The organism is Methylobacterium sp. 1030 (genome assembly GCF_040544715.1).
Classification (GTDB): Bacteria; Pseudomonadota; Alphaproteobacteria; order Rhizobiales; family Beijerinckiaceae; genus Methylobacterium.
In genome coordinates this window covers 14,522-31,959 of record NZ_JBEPKM010000035.1, presented here as the reverse complement: position 1 = coordinate 31,959, position 17,438 = coordinate 14,522, and the positions used below count along the sequence as shown (strand labels likewise).

The following is a 17,438-nucleotide window of genomic DNA, read 5'->3' as shown; positions in this document are numbered from 1 at the left end:
CCTGCATGAGCGTGGCTGCTGCTTCGACAGCGACCACATCTTGGCACCGAGATGCCGTCAGTCGGAGCGGGAGCCATCCACCCCATCTGCTTTTCTCGCGGACCTTCACGGAAGACCAACCCGAAGCTCGGCCTGCTGTTCATCGACTTCGAGACGCCGCACCGCCTGCGCCTCCACGGCACGGCGCGGATCGCCCGCGACGCGAGGGACCTGGAACGTCATCCTGGCGCCGAGCTGGTGCTCAAGATCGATATCGCCGAGGTGTTCGTGAACTGCCCGCGCTACATCCACCGTTACCGTCGGGAGGCTGCGTCAGGCTTCGTGCCGGGGCGGGCACGAGCGGGCGAGGTCCCGGCCTGGAAGAGGATCGATCTGTTCGCGGATGTTCTGCCCGACCGCGATCGGCGAGCGATCGACCCGCGCGACACCGGGACAATGACCCTGGCCGATTACCGCCTGCTGTTGGAGCGTGGGGAAACCTGACCCCGCACGGCCGCGGCTGGCTGTCAGGCCGGAACGTCTCGACCGTCTGCGACGGGTCGCCAACCCATCCTCTCGATCGGTCCCGTCCGGAGCCGGCCGGTCAGCCCTGACCCATCGATGACCCCATCGACCCGCAGGATGCGCGATCTGCTGGATCGGCCTCCGATAAGGCGTGAGGCGCCCACGGCCTGACCAAGTTTCCGGTTCGCGGCCTCGTCACTGGCGGCGCTCCGAGAGAGCCACCGCCCGTCACGCCACGACCCGGGTCTCAACTGCACGGCAGCGGCGACGGGCGAAAGATCCGAGCCTCACCACGCCTGCTCGAGGACGAAGCGTCCGTGATCCTGCTCGCGCCGGGATGGCTCCTGATCGTTCCGACGATCATCGATGCTGACGATCACGGTCCCCCGGCGATCTTTGCCAATCCAGAGCTTCCCCGAGGGGCCTCGGAAGCCCGCATAACCGTTCGCACAAGAGACGGTCCCTGCACTCTCCGTACACAGCTGGGCTACGGCGGCCGGTCCCGCCGCGAACAGCGCGGGGGCGAAGGCGACGGCGGACCCCGCAGAGAGCAACACGGAGGCGAGGCCAATGGCGGATGTGACGCGCATAGCCGCAGATTATGCAGCCTGTGGTTGAGTCTCAAGACAACTACGCAACCTGACCCCGGAGCTTCCCAGGACATCGAACGGCTTGGTAAATATCGGTCGGCTGTCGGGTCGATCGAGGGACCGGCACCCGGCGGCCGCGATCGCTGTACCACGCCGGATTTCCCGAGACAGTTTGGTTCAGCTTGCGAGCCGCGACACGGCTCGGTGCGGCCTGGACGTCGGCCCGATCGAGCCAGGCAGATGGCGACCGCGGCCATCCCCGAGATTACGGAAGATCGGGGCGCTTGCGGAACGAAGTCGTCCGCTCCGATGCCCCTGCAGCTCGGAAACGGAACGGCAGAGATTCACCCGTCGGAGACGCTCGTGCGGGCGGTCTGCGGCGGCCGATGCTGGCGGACGCCGGGTGATCGGCACGGAAGGCCGGCTGCCGGAAGAGAGGACGGACGCCTCGCGACCCAACCCAGCCATTCCGGCCTGTTCAGCGGCATCCCCGAACCGGACATTCGGATGCAAGCAGCGGTGTCACCGTCTCATATGCCGAGTGCAGTTCACGACGAGAAATGCGGACTTGATCGCGGTGGAGACGGATCGTCGCCGGGCACACTCGATCGGGCGAACAATTCGTCGCGAGCGTCAAATGTTACAAATTTCGACTGATCGTTGAATGTGTAATTGTCATGGCAGGCCACTGCGAATGATCAGACCTCCATCATTCCGCACTAGAATTGGCGAATGCATCGATCAAGACGGAACGCTGTCGATGAACCACCCGGAGAAAGACGGCATCGTCCTCTAAGGCTCGCGCCAGCACGATCGCGCCCTGTATCCCCGAAACCGCCTCCTCAGCGAGTTGCGAGGCTTGCGGTTCGTGAACGCCGCCGGCTCTCAGGCACCGGGCCAGAGCCGATATCCAGCGCGCGAAGTAGCTCCTTATCCGCTCCGCGAAAACGGCTCCGGAGGCATTCAGGCCAATGCAGCCGACGAGACAGACTCTCCTGCCGGATCGGAAGTATTCCGTCACATCGTCGATCATGGACGTGACGGCCGCTGTCGGATCGCGCGCATGCTCCAACGTCGAGAAGATGAGCTTCTCGAACCAAGCGTCTATGTCGGCGAGAACCGCCTCCATCATCTCTTCCTTCCCGCCGGGAAAGAAGTTGTAGAGGCTGCCCTTGCCGAGGCCAGTCGCCTTCGACAGCACCGACAGGCTCGCGCCCTCGAACCCGTGCTCGCGGAACGCTTCCGCGAGTGCCGGCACGGCACCGGCACGTTCGGTGAGGACGCGCTTCGTGCTCAAAGGCCCAGGTCACTCAGCGAGGGGTGATCGTCGGGTCTGCGCCCGAGCGGCCAACGGAACTTCCGTTCCGCCTCGGTGATCGGCATCTCGTTGATGCTGGCATGCCTGTGCGCCATCAATCCGTCTTCGGCGAACTCCCAGTTCTCATTGCCGTAGGCGCGGAACCAGTGCCCGCCGTCGTCGCGATACTCGTAGGCATAGCGCACCGCGATACGGTTGCCGGTGAAGGCCCACAACTGCTTGATCAGTCTGTATTCGTGCTCCTTGTTCCACTTCCGAGTGAGGAAAGCTTGCGCCTCCTCGCGATTGGTCGCGAACTCGACGCGGTTCCGCCAGCGCGTGTCGGGCGTATAGGCCTGCGCGACCTTGGCCGCATCGCGCGTGTTCCAGCCATCTTCGGCAAGACGCACCTTCTGGATCGCGGATTCCTCGGTGAACGGGGGAAGCGGGGGTCGGGACATCGGGATCACCTCTCAGGACCATGTTGTACCGTTCGGTACAACATGGTCGCCGATAGATCAAGCGCCCTGAAAGCCCTCCGGCTCTCGGTCGGGAAATCTGCAAGCGGCGAAGGGCATCTTTTCCGGAGTGCCGTTCCCGAAGCGGACCCGCGGAAGCCCACCCGACCCCGTCGGTCACCTGCGGCTGCGCGGCTCGCGTCAGCGGAGGGATGTCCCGCCGCGCCCCTGGCAAGGACGAGCACCCTCAGGGCACCGGGATGCCGCGCCGGACGGGACCGGCCTCCGGCTGGCCGGCCGCCGCGGAACCGAAGACCCGCGCGATCAGGACGTAGAAGAGCGGCGTGACGAAGACGGCGAGCACCGTCGCGGTGACCATGCCGCCGAGAACGCCCGTGCCGATGGCCCGCTGGCTGTTCATGCTGGCCCCCGTCGCGACGGCGAGCGGCACGACGCCGAGGATGAAGGCGAACGAGGTCATGACGATGGGCCGGAAGCGCAGCTCGCACGCCTCCAGCGCCGCCTCCCGGACGGGCACGCCCCTGGCCACGAAGTCCTTGGCCACCTCGATGATCAGGATGGCGTTCTTCGCGGTCAGGCCGATCACCGTGATCAGGCCGACCTTGAAGTAGACGTCGTTCGGCATGTCCCGCATCAGCATCGCGAAGACCGCGCCGACCACGCCGGTCGGCACCACGAGCAGCACGGCGAGCGGGATCGACCAGCTCTCGTAGAGCGCGGCGAGGCAGAGGAAGACGCAGAACAGCGCCAGCGCCAGCAGATAGACCGCCTGGGAGCCCGACAGCTTCTCCTGCAGCGATTGCCCGGTCCAGGCGAAGTCGAAGCCCGGCGGCAACTGCCCCGCCAGGCGCTCCATCTCGGCCATGGCGTCGCCGCTGGCGTAGCCGGGGGCGGCGCTGCCGGAGATCTTGATGCTCGGGTAGGCGTTGAAGCCCACGACCTGCGACGGGCCCATCGTCCATTGCACCCGGGCGAAGGACTGGAACGGCACCATCTGCCCCTTGGCGTTGCGGACGTTCAGGTCGAGCAGATCCTCCGCCTTCATGCGCCGGGCCGCCTCGGCCTGGACGATCACCCGCTGCATCCGCGCCTGGTTCGGGAAGTCGTTGACGTAGGCCGAACCCAGGCTCGTGGAGAGGGCGTCGTTGATGTCGGCGAAGGTGACACCCAGCGCGCTGGCCTTCTGCCGGTCGAGGACGAGCTCGATCTGCGGCGCGGTCGGCAGGCCCTCGACGTAGACGCCCTGCAGGATCGGGCTCTGGGACGCCGCCTTGACGAGCTGGTCGCGCGCGGCCGCCAGCGCCGCGTGGCCCTGCTGCGCCTTGTCCTGGAGGCGGAAGGCGAAGCCGCTCGAATTGCCGAGCGAGTCGATGGCCGGCGGCGAGAGCGACATGGCGATGGCGTCGGGCAGGCCGCCGAGGGCGGCGTTGGCGCGGGTCGTGATGGCGTCGGCGCTGTCCTGCGGCCCGCGCTCGCCCCAGGGCTTCAGCCCGACGAAGTTGATGGCCGCGTTCTGCCCCTGGCCCGAGAAGCCGAACCCGAGGAGCAGCGTCTGGCTGTCGATGCCGGGCTCCTTGGCGAAGTGCTCCTCAATGCGCTTGGCCACGTCGAGCGTGCGGCCGGTGGCGGATTCCGGCGGGGTCTGCGCGTCGACGATGACGTAGCCCTGGTCCTCGATGGGCAGGAAGCTCGACGGCATGCGCCAGTAGCCCCAGCCGAGCGCGGCCACGAGGAGGCCGTACACCAGGAGCGCCCGAACGGGCCGGCGCAGCAGGCCCGCCACGCCGGACCGGTAGGCCCCCGTGCCGGCGTGGAAACGGCGGTTGAACCAGCCGAAGAAGCCGCCCTTGGCATGATGGTGGCCCTTCTCGACCGGCTTCAGCAGCGTGGCGCAGAGCGCGGGCGTCAGCGAGAGGGCCAGGAAAGCCGAGAAGGCGATCGAGGTCGCCATGCTGACGGCGAACTGCCGGTAGATCACCCCGACCGAGCCGGGGAAGAAGGCGAGCGGCACGAACACCGCGACCAGCACCGAGGTGATGCCGACGATGGCGCCGGTGATCTGGCCCATCGCCTTGGCGGTGGCCTCCCTCGGCGGGAGCCCCTCCTCGCCCATGATGCGCTCGACGTTCTCGACCACCACGATGGCGTCGTCGACGAGGATGCCGATGGCCAGCACCATGCCGAACATGGTCAGCACGTTGATCGAGAAGCCGGCGAGCAACAGCGCGCCGCAGGTGCCGAGCAGCGCCACCGGCACCACGATGGTCGGGATGAGGGTGTATCGGACGTTCTGCAGGAACAGGAACATCACCGCGAAGACGAGGGCCATCGCCTCGGCGAGCGTCATCAGCACCTTCCGGATCGACACCTCGACGAAGGGCGTGGTGTCGTAGGGCACCGTCACCCGGATGTTGGCGGGCAGCGTGCGCTGGAGCTGGGCGAGCTTCGCCTTGACGCCGCCGGCGGCCGCGAGCGCGTTCGCGCCCGGGGCGAGCTGGATGCCGATGCCGGCGGCCGGGCGCCCGTCGAGGCGGGTCTGCATCGTGTAGGACTGGCCGCCGAGCTCGACCTCGGCCACGTCGCGCAGGCGCACGAGCGACCCGTCGGGGTTGGCGCGCAGCACGATCTCGGCGAACTCGGCGGGCGTGGTCAGCTGCCCCTTCACCAGCACGTTCGCGGCGATGCGCTGGCCCTCGGCCGCGGGCTGCGCGCCGACGGTCCCTGACGCGACCTGCGCGTTCTGCGCCCCCACCGCGGCCGTGACGTCGCCCGGCGTCATCCCGAACCCGACGAGCTTGACCGGGTCGATCCAGATGCGCAGCGCCTTCTCGGACGAGAACAGGGTGGCCCGGCCGACGCCCGGCACCCGTCGCAACTCGCCGAGGAGGCGGCGGGCGGCGATGTCGCCGAGGTCGGTCTCGCTCAAGGAGCCGTCCTTCGAGGAGACGGTGACGAACTGCAGGAAGCTGGTGCTGGCCTCCTCGACGATGACGCCCTGCTGTGTCACCGCCCGGGGCAGGCGCGCCTCGATCCGCTTGATCCGGTTCTGCACCGCCACCGTCGCCTTCGACGGGTCCGAGCCCGGCGCGAAGGACGCCATGATCTGCGCCATGCCGGACGTGTCGCTGGTGCTCTCGAAGTACATCAGCCCGGGGATGCCGTTCAGCTCCTCCTCGATGATGCGCGTGACCCCGTCGTAGAGCCGCTCGGGCGGAGAACCAGGATAGGTCGCGCTCACCTGGATCGTGACGGGCGCCACGTCCGGGTATTGCGACACCGGCAGGAACGCGAGGGAGATCGCCCCCACCAGCACGATGAAGATGGAGATCGCCCAGGCGAAGATCGGGCGCGCGATGAAGAAGCGGGTCATGGTGCGGTCCCGGCGCGGTCAGGGCTTCGCGGAGGCGGAGGACGTCCGGGCGCCCTGCCAGGGCGCCGGGTTCACCGCCATGCCGGGCTGTATCCGCTGGAAACCCTCGACCACGACGGTCTCGCCGGCCTTGAGCCCGTCCTCGACGATCCAGCCCGCATCCGTCAGCGCCCCCGCCCGCACGGGGCGCAGCGCGACAATCCTGTCCTCCCCGACCACGAAGACCTGCGCGACGCCGGCACTCGACCGCTGGATGGCCTGGGCCGGGACGACGACCGCGCCCGGCACCGTCCCCTGCGCGAGGCGGATACGGACATAGGTGCCCGGCAGCAGGACGACCTTCGGGTTCGGGAACGTGGCCCTGAGCGACACCTGCCCGGTGCCGGGGTCGACGCTCACATCCGTGAACAGCAGACGCCCGGCATCGGCGTGGAGCGCGCCGTCGGGCAGGACGAGGCGGACCGCCGTCTCCTCCTTGCCCGTGGCCCGCTCCGCCAGCCGGCCCGGATCGGCCGCGGGGGCGTTGAAATCGGCGAAGATCGGATCGACCTGCTGGATCAGCGCGAGCTTGGTCGCCTCGCCCTGGCCCACGAGGGCGCCCTCCGTGACGAGGGCCCGGCCGATGCGGCCGGCGATGGGCGCCCGCACGGTCGCGTAGTCGAGGTCGATCCGGGCGCGGGCGAGCTGCGCCTTCGCGCTCGCGACGTCGGCCTCGGCTTGGCGCAGGGCGGCGATCGTGAGGTCGTGCTGGGCTGTGCTGGCCGCCTGACGCTCCAGAAGGGTCTCGGTGCGCTCGGATTGCTTCAGCGCCTGCACCCGCGTGGCCTCGGCCCGGTCGAGAGCCGCGGACTTGGCATCGACCTCGGCCCGGTAGACGGCGGGGTCGATGCGGAAGAGGACATCGCCCTTCCGGACGAGGCTGCCTTCCTCGAAAGCGCGCTCCTGGATGATGCCGGCGACCTGGGCCCGGACCTCGGCGACCCGCGTGGAGGTGAGGCGACCCGGCAGGTCGAGGGTGCGGGGCACCGTCCCGGGCTCGGCCCGAGCGGTCGAGACGTCGGGCGGCGAACCCGCCGATCCGGGACCGCCCGGTGCCTGACCGTCCGCCCCGGGCTTGCAGCCCTGCAGGGCGAGCGCCGCGACGAGGCCGAGGGCGGCGAGGGTCGGCGACCGCCGGGCCGGTGCGTTTGAAGGCATGGAGATCCGTCCTGGAATCGTGGTCGTCAGGCCGCCTTGCGCACGAGGCGCGCGTAGGCGCCTCCGCGGGCGAGCAGGGCTTCGTGCGTGCCGCATTCGACCACGCGCCCCCGATCGAGCACGACGATCTGGTCGGCCCGGCGGACGGTCGAGAGGCGGTGGGCGACGGTGATGGTCGTGCGGGGCTTGCCCGGACGGGCAAGGGCCTCGACCATCGCCCGCTCCGTCGCCGTGTCGAGGGCGCTCGTCGCCTCGTCGAGCAGCAGCACGCGCGGGTCGCGCAGGATGGTCCGTGCCAGCGAGAGGCGCTGCCGCTCGCCGCCCGAGAAGCGGTGCCCGCGCTCGCCCACCAGCGTGTCGTACCCGTCCGGCAGGGCGGCGACCATGTCGTGCAACTGGGCCGTCCGGGCCGCCGCGACCATCTCCGCGACCGTCGCATCCGGCCGGGCGAAGAGCAGGTTCTCGGCCACGCTGGCATGGAGGAGGAACGGGTCCTGCGTCACGACCCCGAGCACCTCGGAGAGGGAGGCGAGACTCAGGTCGCGCACGTCGACGCCGTCGTAGAGCACGGCGCCGCCATCGACGTCGTAGAGCCGGGCCAGGAGATGGCCGAGGGTGGACTTGCCCGAGCCGGTCGCGCCGACGATGGCGGTGTGCGACCCGGCGGGGATATCGAGCGTGACGCCGGCGATCGTCGCGGGGCCGGCTCGGTCGTAGGAGAACGTTACGCCGTCGAGGCGCACGTGGCCGGCGACCTCGGCGGGGTCGAGGGTGACGGGGTCGGGCCGCTCGGTGATGCCGACCGGCTTGTCGAGGTACTCGAAGATGCGCGCGAACAGGGCCCGCGTCTTCCGGGCCTCGACGCCCATGCGCAGGACCTCCTCGAGCGGGAACAGCATCTGCTCCTGCAGCGCGATCATCGCGACGAGAGTGCCGATGGTCATGGTCGTCTCGGCGCCCGCCATCCAGCCGCCGAGGAACAGGGTCAGGGCCGGCAGGGCTTGCAGCACGAGGTCGATGACCGACCACTGCCACTGCCCGGCCGTGTGGGACCGGACCTCCAGGTTCGCCACCGCGCGCGAGGCCCGCGCGAAGCGCTCCGCGAGATGGGGGACGCGGCCCATCGTGCGGGCGAGGACGATGCCGGAGACCGAGAGGGATTCCTGCACCGCGGACGTCATCTCGGCGATGCGTTCCTGCTGCGCGTAGGTTGTCTCCTCGCGCAACCGGCCGACGCGGACACTGATCCAGGTCGCCGCCGGCAGGACCAGGAACGAGAACAGGGCGAGCCGCCATTCCAGCAGCAGCATGGCCGCGGCGGTCATCACCACCGCGCTGGCGTTGCGCGTGGCCTCACCCGCCGTGTGGGTGACCAGCGCCTGGAGGGCGCCGATGTCGCTCGCGATGCGGGACTGGATGTCGCCGGAGCGGGTCGCCGTGAAGAACCCGAGCGGAAGCGACTGCAGGTGCGCGTACACGCGGACCCGGAGGTCGTGCATGAGGGCCTGCCCGACCTTCGCGGTGACGAGGGCCTGCAGCACGCCGATGCCCGCCCCGAGCGCGGCGAGGCCGACCATGCCGGCGGCGAGCCGGCCGAGCAGTCCGAGGTCGGCGCGCGGCAGCGCGACGTCGACGATCTCGCGGAGCAGGAACGGGGCGGCGAGCCCCGCGGCGGAGGCGAGTGCGATCAGCCCGATGACGAGCGCGATCCGGCTCGCGTAGGGGCGGAACAGGGTGAGGATCCGAGCGACGGAGACGTGCCGCGCGGCCAGGTCGCCGTATTCCGCGGCATCGCCCGGCCCGTCCGCGCCGCGGGCGGGGGCGAACCCATCCATCGAGGTCGATCCCATGGCTCAGTCCCGGTCGCCGCCCGGGTGCGCGGACGGTTCAGCCAATGTCATCGCGACGAGGCGGTCGCGGAGCGCGTCGAGGGCGGGGACCGGGTCGCTCGGCTTCTCGCGCACGAGGTAGGCGAGCCACGCGCCGTCGGCGGCGAGCCGGACGAACTCGAGGTCGGCACTCCCGTCGGTGTCGCGGTGGCGGTGCAGGCGCTCCGCGAACCAGGCCGACACCATGCGGCGCAGGGGCGGCTCGGCGAGGATCGAGATGTGGAGAGCGGCCCACTGGCTGCCCTCGGTCATCATCGGGTCGTGCAGCGTGATGTCGACGTAGGCGCGGGTGTACCGGCCGTACGGCCGGGTATCCTTCGCCATCGCCGCGTCGATCTCCGCGTCGAGCTGCGCGATCAGGTCGGCGACGACGCCCTCGACCAGGGCCTGCTTGCTCGGGAAGTGGTGGAACAGGGCCCCTTTGGTCACCCCGGCGGCGTGGCAGACCGCCTGCACGGTGACGGCGGACAGGCCCTGTTCCAGGGCGAGCTTGGCTGCGCAATCGAGCAGCGCGCGCCGGACGAGCTCGGGCCGCTTCTTGCGATGATAGGCGGTCGCCATGGCCCTTTCCCGGGAGTGACGGGAATCGTTCCCGCCTCGAAGATACCTACCGTGCGGTATCTTTCAAGTGCTTTGATCGGATGACGTGTCCGAGACGCCGGCGCGCAGGTGCGCAGCTCCCCGCCGGCTTCAGCTTACCGTAGGGCGTCGGCCTGTTCCGGCCGGGCACGAGAGCAGGCCGGCGCAGATCCGAGCAGGCAACCACGGCGAAGGCGACCCGGGTCGGACGGCCGGACAGGGCCGAACGCACCGGACCGTCGTCCCGTGCAGCGACTACGGCGCGCGGAAGCTCGCCCGCGCGACCAGGCCCGATCCGCCTGCGCGGGAACCGAGCGTGACCGCCCCGCCGATCCGGTCCGCGAGGGCTCGGACGATCGCGAGCCCGAGGCCGCTGCCGTCAGGACCGTCTCGCCTCGCGACACGGTAGAATCGCTCGAAGACCTTCTCGCGCACCTCCGGCGGTATGCCCGGGCCCTCGTCCTCGACGTCCACGCAGGCGCCGGTCTCCGTGCGCCGGACACGGACGACGGTGGTGCCTTCGGGACGGTTGTAGCGGATCGCGTTGTCCACGAGATTGGTGAGGATCTCGCCGACGATGAACGCATCGCCCACGACCGATACCGCGCCGTCGGGGCGATCGAGCACGATCTCGCCCCCGCGCGCGAGGGCGTGGGGCACCTGCTCCGTGACCACGCGGGCCGCGATGTCGTTCAGGTCGGTGATCGCCGCGGCGGCGTCCGTGGCGGCCGCGCCCGCATCGGCGCGGGCGAGCGCGATCAGTTGCGCGAGAAGGCGTTCCAGGCGCCGCGCGGCTCCGTCGATATCGTCGATCGCCGCGGCGTGGGCCGGTTCCCCGGGCGTGATCCTGCGGAGCAGTTCCACGTGCATCCTGAGCACGGCGAGCGGCGTCCGCAGCTGGTGCGAGGCGTCCGACGTGAAGGTGCGCTCCCCCGCGATCGCCTGCTCCAGGCGCTCGAGCAGCGTGTTGAGGGCGAGCACCGGGGCCAGCGCCTCGCGGGGCACCCCGGCCACGTCCAGCGGCTGCAGGTTGATCGCGCCCGGGACCGCCCGCCGGTCGATCGCGTCGCTCAGCCGGGTCAGCGGCCTCAGGCTGCTGTCGATGCTGTACCACGACAGGGCCCCGATCAGGCCCATCAGCCCCAGCTCGGCCAGTGCGAGCCCGGCGAGCAGGCGTCGCTCTAGGCCCTGGCGGGCCTCGCGCGTCTCGGCGACCTGCACGAGGACCGGGTCCGGCTTCCCGTAGACCCGCCGGGCCTGGGCGGCGATCCGCACGGCCGCCCCGCGGACGATGCCGTCGCGATGGTTCGTCACCCCGAGCGGGAGCGTATCGACGTCCAGGCCCGGGAGGTCGCGATAGCCGGTCACCAGCGCCCCGCCGTAGGTGACGCTGTAGTAGATCCGGTCCTGCGCCTGGCTCTCCAGCATCCCGAGGGCGACGCGGGGCAGGTCGACCGACACCTCGCCGTCCTCCACGGTCAGCCGCTCGGCGATCGCCAGGACGGACCCGTCGAGCAGGCGGTCGTGCGTCGTCTCCACGACGTTCCGGATCACGAGCGCGCCGACGAAGCCCAGCAGCAGCGCGAGCGCCAGGGCCGGGAGCAGCATGCGGACGAGCAGGCGCCGCCGGATCGAGGGCGCGCGCGGCCGGGTCACACCGGCATCAGCAGGTAGCCGAGGCCGCGGATCGTGCGGATCTCGGGACCGTCCGGCTGCAGCTTCTTCCGCAGGCGGGCGACGTAGAGTTCGAGGGCGTTCGGCGCGACCGCCTCGTCGAAGCCGAAGATCTCGGCGCTGAGCCGTTCCTTCGGGACGGGTTTCCCGGCGCGCGTCATCAGGATGGTCAGGACGGCGAGTTCCCGGCGGCGCAGCGCGACGGGCGCCCCGCCGAGGGTCACGGTGCCCGCGGCCCGGTCGAGCTCCAGCGCGCCGCAGCGCAGGACCGGGTTCGGCACCGCCTGCCCGCGGCGGACGAGCGCCCGCACCCGCGCCTCGAACTCGGCGAGGTCGAACGGCTTGAGCAGGTAATCGTCCGCCCCGAGATCGAGCCCGCGGACGCGGTCGCTGATGGCGTCGCGCGCGGTCAGGATCATGACCGGAACGGTCGAGCCGGCCGCCCGGACGGCCTTGAGGACCTCGAAGCCCGGCAGACCCGGCAGGCCGAGGTCCAGGACGATGAGGCTGTAGGGTTCGCTCAGCGCGAGCTGCACCGCGTCCGCTCCGTCCGCCTCGTGGTCGACGGCGTATCCGCCGTGCCGGAGGGCGGCGACGAGGCCGCGCGCCAGGGCGGCATCGTCCTCGACGACCAGAACGCGCATGCTCCTCCCGTCATCGATCGTGTTGGCCGAAGCGGTCCTCCGAGTTTAGCATTCCCGCCCGGTCTCTGCACGGCGAAGCTGCGGGGACTCCCGCGGCTCTCGAAGGGCAGACCCTGGTGCGCGCTCCCGCTGTCGTCGGCCTCGTCCTGCTGCTGATGGCCGGTCCGGGCCCGGCCTCGGCACAGGTCGAACCATCTCCGACGGCCGAGGGGACCGGGTCCGCCGCGGCCCGCGGCGCGACCGTCGTGGTCGTGCGGGCGACGACCGACGAGGCCGAGGTCGCCGACCTCCTCGCGGGCTTCCGCGAGGCCCATCCCGGCGTGGCGGTCTCCTACACCAAGATGAATTCCGCGACCCTGTACGACGGCTTCGTGGAGGAGGCCGCGGCCGGCGCGGTCGAGGCGGACATCGTGTGGAGTTCCGCCATGGATCGCCAGATCAAGCTGGTGAACGACGGCTACGCCGCCCACTACGCGTCCCCCGAGGCGGCCTCCCTGCCGGCCTGGGCCGTGTGGCGCAACGAGGCGTTCGGCGTCACGGCCGAGCCGATCGCCATCGCCTACAACAGGACGCTCCTCCCGCCGGAGCAGGTTCCCCAGACCCGCGCCGACCTGATCCGAGCCCTGACGGACCACCCCGAGACGTGGCAGGGGAAGGTCGCCGCCTACGATCCGGAGCGGAGCGGCGTCGGCTCGCTCATCCTCGCGCAGGACGCGGACGTGACGCCCCGGACGTGGGACCTCGTCTCAGCCCTCGGGCAGGCCGGCGTGAAGCTCTACACCCGGACGGAGACCATGCTCGACCGCATCGCCGCGGGCGAGGCCGTCCTCGCCTACGGCGTGTTCGGCGCCTACGCCCTCGAGCGGGCCCGGCACGATCCGGCGATCGGCCTCGTGCTGCCCACGGACTACACGCTCCTCGTCTCGCGGATCGCCTTCATCGCGAAGGACGCGCCGCATCCCGTCGCAGCCCGCATGTTCCTCGACTACATGCTCTCCCGCGAGGGGCAGGCGCGGCTCGCCGCCCGGTCGCTCACGCCGGCCCGGACGGATGCCCGCCGGGCCGACGACCCGGTCGCGTCCGCCACGGCCCTGCGGCCGGTCCCGGTCGGGCCGGAGCTGCTGGCCAATCTCGACCAGATCCGGCACGCCCGCATGCTGCGGCGCTGGCGGCGCGCCATGGAAGGCCGCTGAGACCGGGTCCCGCGACAGCTTCGTGACAGGTTGACCGGCGTATAGCGGCGTCAAGCGCTGCGAAGTCGGCGCGAATACATGGGAGGATTGGTTTGCGGCTGCAGCCCGATCGCCACGAGCGATCGTCAGCCGTTCAGAACCGACGCTTCCCTCGTGCGGTTGCGACCGCTCCGGCGCCTGAGGGAGACAGCAATGATACAGGCCCATCCGTCGAGTTCCAAAGTCGCCACGGTCCTGCGCGTGACCAGCGGCAACTTCCTGGAGATGTTCGACTTCTTCCTGTTCGGCTTCTACGCCACCTACATCTCCAAGACCTTCTTCCCGGTCGGCAACGAGTTCGCCTCGCTGATGCTGACCTTCGTGACGTTCGGCGCCGGCTTCCTGATGCGGCCCCTCGGCGCGATCTTCCTCGGCGCCTACGTGGACAGTATCGGCCGCCGGAAGGGGCTGATCGTCACGCTCGGCATCATGGCGGCCGGCACGATCCTGATCGCCTTCGTCCCCGGCTACGGCACGATCGGCCTGTTCGCGCCCTTCCTGGTCCTCGTCGGGCGCCTGCTGCAGGGCTTCTCGGCCGGCGTCGAGCTCGGCGGCGTCTCCGTCTACCTGTCGGAGATGGCCACCCCCGGCAACAAGGGCTTCTACGTGTCCTGGCAATCCGGCAGCCAGCAGGTCGCGGTCATGTTCGCCGCCGTGATCGGCTACATCCTCAACCACGCCCTCTCGCTCGCCGACATGAACGACTGGGGCTGGCGGATCCCGTTCTTCATCGGCTGCGCGATCGTGCCGTTCCTGTTCTACATCCGGCGGTCGCTGGAGGAGACGGAGGAGTTCCTGAAGCGCAAGCACCGCCCCTCCATGAAGGAGGTGTTCGGCTCGCTCGCCAGCAACTGGCAGATCGTGCTGCTCGGCATGCTGCTCGTCGGCATGACCACGATCTCGTTCTACACGATCACCGTCTACACCCCGACCTTCGGCAAGGCCGTGCTCAAGCTGTCCGACACCGACAGCCTTCTCGTGACCTTCTGCACCGCGCTGTCGAACCTGTTCTGGCTGCCGGTCATGGGGGCCCTGTCCGACCGGATCGGGCGCAAGCCGCTCCTGCTGGTGTTCTCGGCGCTGACCCTGCTCACCGCCTACCCGGTGCTGGGCTGGCTCGTGGCCAACCCGAGCTTCGGGAACATGCTGATCGCTCTCCTGTGGCTGTCCTTCCTGTACGGCAGCTACAACGGCGCGATGGTGGTCGCGCTGACCGAGGTGATCCCGGCGAGCGTGCGCACGGCCGGCTTCTCCCTCGCCTACTCGCTGGCGACGGCACTCCTCGGCGGCTTCACGCCCCTCGTCTCCACGTGGCTCATCGAGGCCACGGGCAACCGCGCGGCCCCCGGGCTGTGGATGGCCTTCGGCGGGGCGTGCGGCCTCGTCGCCACGCTCCTGATCTACCGCCGCGCGACCCAGCCGGTCGCTCTGGGAGCCCCCGCGTGACCGGCTCGCCGGGAGCACCCCGCCTCGGAGACTCCGCGCGCGTCGCGTCGTAGGGGTCACGACAGAGGGGCGGCCGGGACTGGATCGCCGGCCGCCGCCCGCCCCTCCCCTGACTGACCGCCGCGCCGACCGCCCGACACGGGTCCCGTCGCGCGACCTCAGAGATCCAACGTCTTGCGGGCGAAGCTCTCGATGTAGTCGACGAGCCTGTCCGACGCGGCGCCGGCAGCCTCGACGTCGCGACGCGCGACCGCCTCGCAGACGTCCGCGTGGAGGTTGGCGGTCAGCGGCAGATCGGCCGCCTGCTTGTAGTGCTGGTACCAGAACCGCCGCGACAGGCCCGCCATGCTCTCCAGCGAGCGCACGGCGAACTCGTTGCGCGAGGCCGTCGCGATCAGCTCGTTGAACTGCCGGTCGAGGCGCATGAACGCCAGATCGTCCGACGCCGCGGCCGCGTCGCGCATGTCCTGCGCGAGCCCCGCGAAGACCTCGCGCTCCTCGCGGGTGGATCGCTCCGCGGCGAGGCGGGCGATCAGGCGCTCCAAGACGCGCCGCGTCTCAAGGAGCCGCAGCTGCGAGCGCACGTTGATGTCCGACACCAGGATGCCGCGCCGCGGCATGACCACGACGAGCCCGTCGCGCGCGAGGCGCTGAAGGGCTTCCCGGATCGGGGTCCGCCCGATCCCGAGCCGTTGGACCAGGTTCTGCTCGCCGAGCACGAGGCCGGGCGGGAGCACCAGGGTCGTGATCATCTCTTCCAGCTGCTGGTAGGCCCGGTCGGTCAGCGTCAGGTCGGGCAGATCGTCGTTGCCGCCCGCGGCATAAGAGGCCCCCTGGGAGGCCTCCTGTGGGGCCTCCTGGGACGCCCCTTTCACGGCCTTCCGCGCCCGCTTGCGGCCCGGCTCGGCGGCGCGGACGGACGTCGTCTTCCCGGTCACGAAGTTCATGGACGACACCCCCGCCACGGCCGGGCCCGCACACCACGCCGCGATCCGCGTGCATGGGGCGGGCCCGCGCACCGCGCAAGGGCATACGTCTGATATATCTTGCGCATCTTAGTAATATCCTGCATGACGACTCGCCGCATATAACTGCGAGGGAGGTTGAGCCATGGCAGGGCCTGTAGCGATTTCCGCCGGCGACGTGCTGCCGGACCGGGTGACCGCGGACGCCACCGCTCGCGCCGCGGTCGGGTCGGGCGCGCTGATCGCGGCGCGCCTCGAGCGGCTGCCGATGACCGCCTTCCAGCGCAACATCTTCCTCATCATCGCCACGGCGTGGTTCTTCGATTCGATCGATCTCGGCTCGCTCACCTTCCTCCTCGGATCGATCAAGACCGAGTTCGGCCTGACGACCGCCCAGGCGGGACTGCTCTCGAGCATGAGCTTCATCGGCATGTTCGCGGGCGCGGCCCTGTCGGGCATGCTCGCCGACCGGTTCGGGCGGAAGGTGGTCTTCCAGATCAGCATGGTGTTCTGGGGGCTCGGCAGCCTCTGGTGCGCCTACGCCCCGGACGCGACGATGCTGGGCTATGCCCGCCTGCTGCTCGGCTTCGGCATGGGCATGGAGTTCCCGGTGGCGCTCGCCATCGTCTCGGAGTTCCTGCCGACCGCCAAGCGCGGCCGCTACCTCGCCATCATGGAAGGGTTCTGGCCGCTCGGCTTCATCGCGGCCGGCTGCCTCAGCTACGTGCTGCTCAGCTATTTCGACTGGCGCGCTGTCTTCCTCGCGCAGGCCGTGCCGGCGCTGTTCCTGTTCGTGATCCGCTTCCTCGTGCCGGAATCGCCCCGCTGGCTCGCCGACCGCGGCCGGCACGCGGAGGCGGACCGGGTGATGGCGCAGATCGAGCGGCAGGTCGCCCTGCGCCTCGACGGGCGTCCGCTTCCGGAGCCGACCGTCCTGCCCGAGCCGGCGCGGGGCGAGCGGCGCTTCTCGTTCCTCGAACTCTGGAGCCCCGGCTACGCCAGCCGGACGGTGATGATCTGGCTGACGTGGTTCTTCGCCCTGCTGGGCTTCTACGGCCTCACCACCTGGCTCGGCGCGCTCCTGCAGGAGGCCGGCTACAGCGTCGCCAAGTCGGTCACCTACACGATCCTGATCTCGCTCGCGGGCGTGCCGGGCTTCATCGCCTCGGCGATCCTCGTCGAGCGCTGGGGCCGCAAGCCCACCGCGGTCCTTATGCTCCTGGGCAGCGCCGTCGCCGCCTACCTGTACGGTCACTCGCCGTCGTTCGGCTGGCTCATCGCCTACGGGCTGATGATGCAGTTCTTCCTGTTCGGCATGTGGTCGGTGCTCTACGCCTACACGCCCGAACTCTACCCGACGCGGGCGCGCGCCACCGGGGCCGGCTGCGCCTCGGCCATCGGCCGCGTCGGCTCGCTCATCGGACCCTTCGCCATCGGCCTGATCTTGCCGGTGCTCGGCCACGGCGGCGTCTTCGCCCTGGGCGCCGGCTCGTTCGTCATCGCCGCCGCGAGCGTCGGGTTCCTCGGCATCGAGACCAAGGGCAAGTCCCTGGAAGCCATCTCGCACTGACC

At 70.3% G+C, this 17,438-nt stretch carries 13 protein-coding genes; 4 read left to right on the top strand and 9 right to left on the bottom strand.

Going from position 1 to position 17,438, the window contains the following annotated elements:
- Window positions 1-51: 51 nt before the first annotated feature.
- The gene (locus ABIC30_RS30275; protein ID WP_107351057.1) at window positions 52-483 is read left to right on the top strand and encodes a pyridoxamine 5'-phosphate oxidase family protein; all 432 of its coding nucleotides are present in this window, start codon (window positions 52-54) and stop codon (window positions 481-483) included.
- A 1,320-nt stretch (window positions 484-1,803) separates the two neighbouring features.
- Here the strand turns inward: ABIC30_RS30275 and ABIC30_RS30270 are convergent.
- The 8 genes from ABIC30_RS30270 to ABIC30_RS30235 form a co-directional block, all read right to left on the bottom strand.
- The gene (locus ABIC30_RS30270; RefSeq protein ID WP_354456681.1) at window positions 1,804-2,391 is read right to left on the bottom strand and encodes a TetR/AcrR family transcriptional regulator; all 588 of its coding nucleotides are present in this window, start codon (window positions 2,389-2,391) and stop codon (window positions 1,804-1,806) included.
- On the bottom strand, window positions 2,388-2,852 hold the full coding sequence (locus tag ABIC30_RS30265; protein WP_020095776.1) for a nuclear transport factor 2 family protein: 465 nt from the start codon (window positions 2,850-2,852) through the stop codon (window positions 2,388-2,390). The genes ABIC30_RS30270 and ABIC30_RS30265 overlap by 4 nt, the downstream gene beginning before the upstream one ends.
- 244 nt (window positions 2,853-3,096) lie before the next feature.
- Window positions 3,097-6,240: a multidrug efflux RND transporter permease subunit gene (locus ABIC30_RS30260; protein WP_354456680.1), complete on the bottom strand. Its 3,144-nt coding sequence runs from the start codon at window positions 6,238-6,240 to the stop codon at window positions 3,097-3,099.
- An 18-nt stretch (window positions 6,241-6,258) separates the two neighbouring features.
- Window positions 6,259-7,437 (bottom strand): efflux RND transporter periplasmic adaptor subunit, encoded by a 1,179-nt coding sequence (locus ABIC30_RS30255; protein WP_354456679.1) that lies wholly within the window; start codon window positions 7,435-7,437, stop codon window positions 6,259-6,261.
- Between the two features lie 26 nt (window positions 7,438-7,463).
- Window positions 7,464-9,272 (bottom strand): ABC transporter ATP-binding protein, encoded by a 1,809-nt coding sequence (locus tag ABIC30_RS30250; protein ID WP_354456678.1) that lies wholly within the window; start codon window positions 9,270-9,272, stop codon window positions 7,464-7,466.
- 18 nt (window positions 9,273-9,290) lie between these two features.
- The gene (locus ABIC30_RS30245) at window positions 9,291-9,887 is read right to left on the bottom strand and encodes a TetR/AcrR family transcriptional regulator (protein ID WP_354456677.1); all 597 of its coding nucleotides are present in this window, start codon (window positions 9,885-9,887) and stop codon (window positions 9,291-9,293) included.
- Between the two features lie 273 nt (window positions 9,888-10,160).
- Window positions 10,161-11,561, bottom strand: a complete 1,401-nt coding sequence (locus tag ABIC30_RS30240) for a sensor histidine kinase N-terminal domain-containing protein (RefSeq protein ID WP_354456676.1) — start codon at window positions 11,559-11,561, stop codon at window positions 10,161-10,163.
- Entirely contained in the window at window positions 11,558-12,223 is a 666-nt protein-coding gene (locus ABIC30_RS30235; RefSeq protein WP_020095782.1) for a response regulator, read from the bottom strand. The genes ABIC30_RS30240 and ABIC30_RS30235 overlap by 4 nt, the downstream gene beginning before the upstream one ends.
- Window positions 12,224-12,339: 116 nt before the next feature.
- On the opposite strand from ABIC30_RS30235, the gene ABIC30_RS30230 reads away from it, so the two are divergent.
- Window positions 12,340-13,416: an ABC transporter substrate-binding protein gene (locus tag ABIC30_RS30230; protein WP_020095783.1), complete on the top strand. Its 1,077-nt coding sequence runs from the start codon at window positions 12,340-12,342 to the stop codon at window positions 13,414-13,416.
- Between the two features lie 192 nt (window positions 13,417-13,608).
- Window positions 13,609-14,901 carry an MFS transporter gene (locus ABIC30_RS30225; RefSeq protein ID WP_020095784.1) on the top strand — a complete coding sequence of 431 codons (1,293 nt, stop codon included), beginning with the start codon at window positions 13,609-13,611 and terminating at the stop codon, window positions 14,899-14,901.
- Window positions 14,902-15,059: 158 nt separating this feature from the next.
- Here the strand turns inward: ABIC30_RS30225 and ABIC30_RS30220 are convergent, their stop codons facing one another.
- On the bottom strand, window positions 15,060-15,848 hold the full coding sequence (locus ABIC30_RS30220; RefSeq protein WP_026605337.1) for a GntR family transcriptional regulator: 789 nt from the start codon (window positions 15,846-15,848) through the stop codon (window positions 15,060-15,062).
- A gap of 163 nt (window positions 15,849-16,011) precedes the next feature.
- On the opposite strand from ABIC30_RS30220, the gene ABIC30_RS30215 reads away from it, so the two are divergent.
- The gene (locus ABIC30_RS30215) at window positions 16,012-17,436 is read left to right on the top strand and encodes an MFS transporter (protein ID WP_026605338.1); all 1,425 of its coding nucleotides are present in this window, start codon (window positions 16,012-16,014) and stop codon (window positions 17,434-17,436) included.
- The last annotated feature ends 2 nt before the right edge of the window (window positions 17,437-17,438 follow it).

What these genes read in the sequence shown, in the direction of transcription:
- ABIC30_RS30275 (WP_107351057.1), top strand. Translation starts at nt 52, where the DNA reads ATGCCGTCAGTCGGAGCGGGAGCCATCCACCCCATCTGCTTTTCTCGC.
- ABIC30_RS30265 (WP_020095776.1), bottom strand. Translation starts at nt 2,852, where the DNA reads ATGTCCCGACCCCCGCTTCCCCCGTTCACCGAGGAATCCGCGATCCAG.
- ABIC30_RS30260 (WP_354456680.1), bottom strand. Translation starts at nt 6,240, where the DNA reads ATGACCCGCTTCTTCATCGCGCGCCCGATCTTCGCCTGGGCGATCTCC.
- ABIC30_RS30255 (WP_354456679.1), bottom strand. Translation starts at nt 7,437, where the DNA reads ATGCCTTCAAACGCACCGGCCCGGCGGTCGCCGACCCTCGCCGCCCTC.
- ABIC30_RS30250 (WP_354456678.1), bottom strand. Translation starts at nt 9,272, where the DNA reads ATGGATGGGTTCGCCCCCGCCCGCGGCGCGGACGGGCCGGGCGATGCC.
- ABIC30_RS30245 (WP_354456677.1), bottom strand. Translation starts at nt 9,887, where the DNA reads ATGGCGACCGCCTATCATCGCAAGAAGCGGCCCGAGCTCGTCCGGCGC.
- ABIC30_RS30235 (WP_020095782.1), bottom strand. Translation starts at nt 12,223, where the DNA reads ATGCGCGTTCTGGTCGTCGAGGACGATGCCGCCCTGGCGCGCGGCCTC.
- ABIC30_RS30225 (WP_020095784.1), top strand. Translation starts at nt 13,609, where the DNA reads ATGATACAGGCCCATCCGTCGAGTTCCAAAGTCGCCACGGTCCTGCGC.
- ABIC30_RS30220 (WP_026605337.1), bottom strand. Translation starts at nt 15,848, where the DNA reads ATGAACTTCGTGACCGGGAAGACGACGTCCGTCCGCGCCGCCGAGCCG.
- ABIC30_RS30215 (WP_026605338.1), top strand. Translation starts at nt 16,012, where the DNA reads ATGGCAGGGCCTGTAGCGATTTCCGCCGGCGACGTGCTGCCGGACCGG.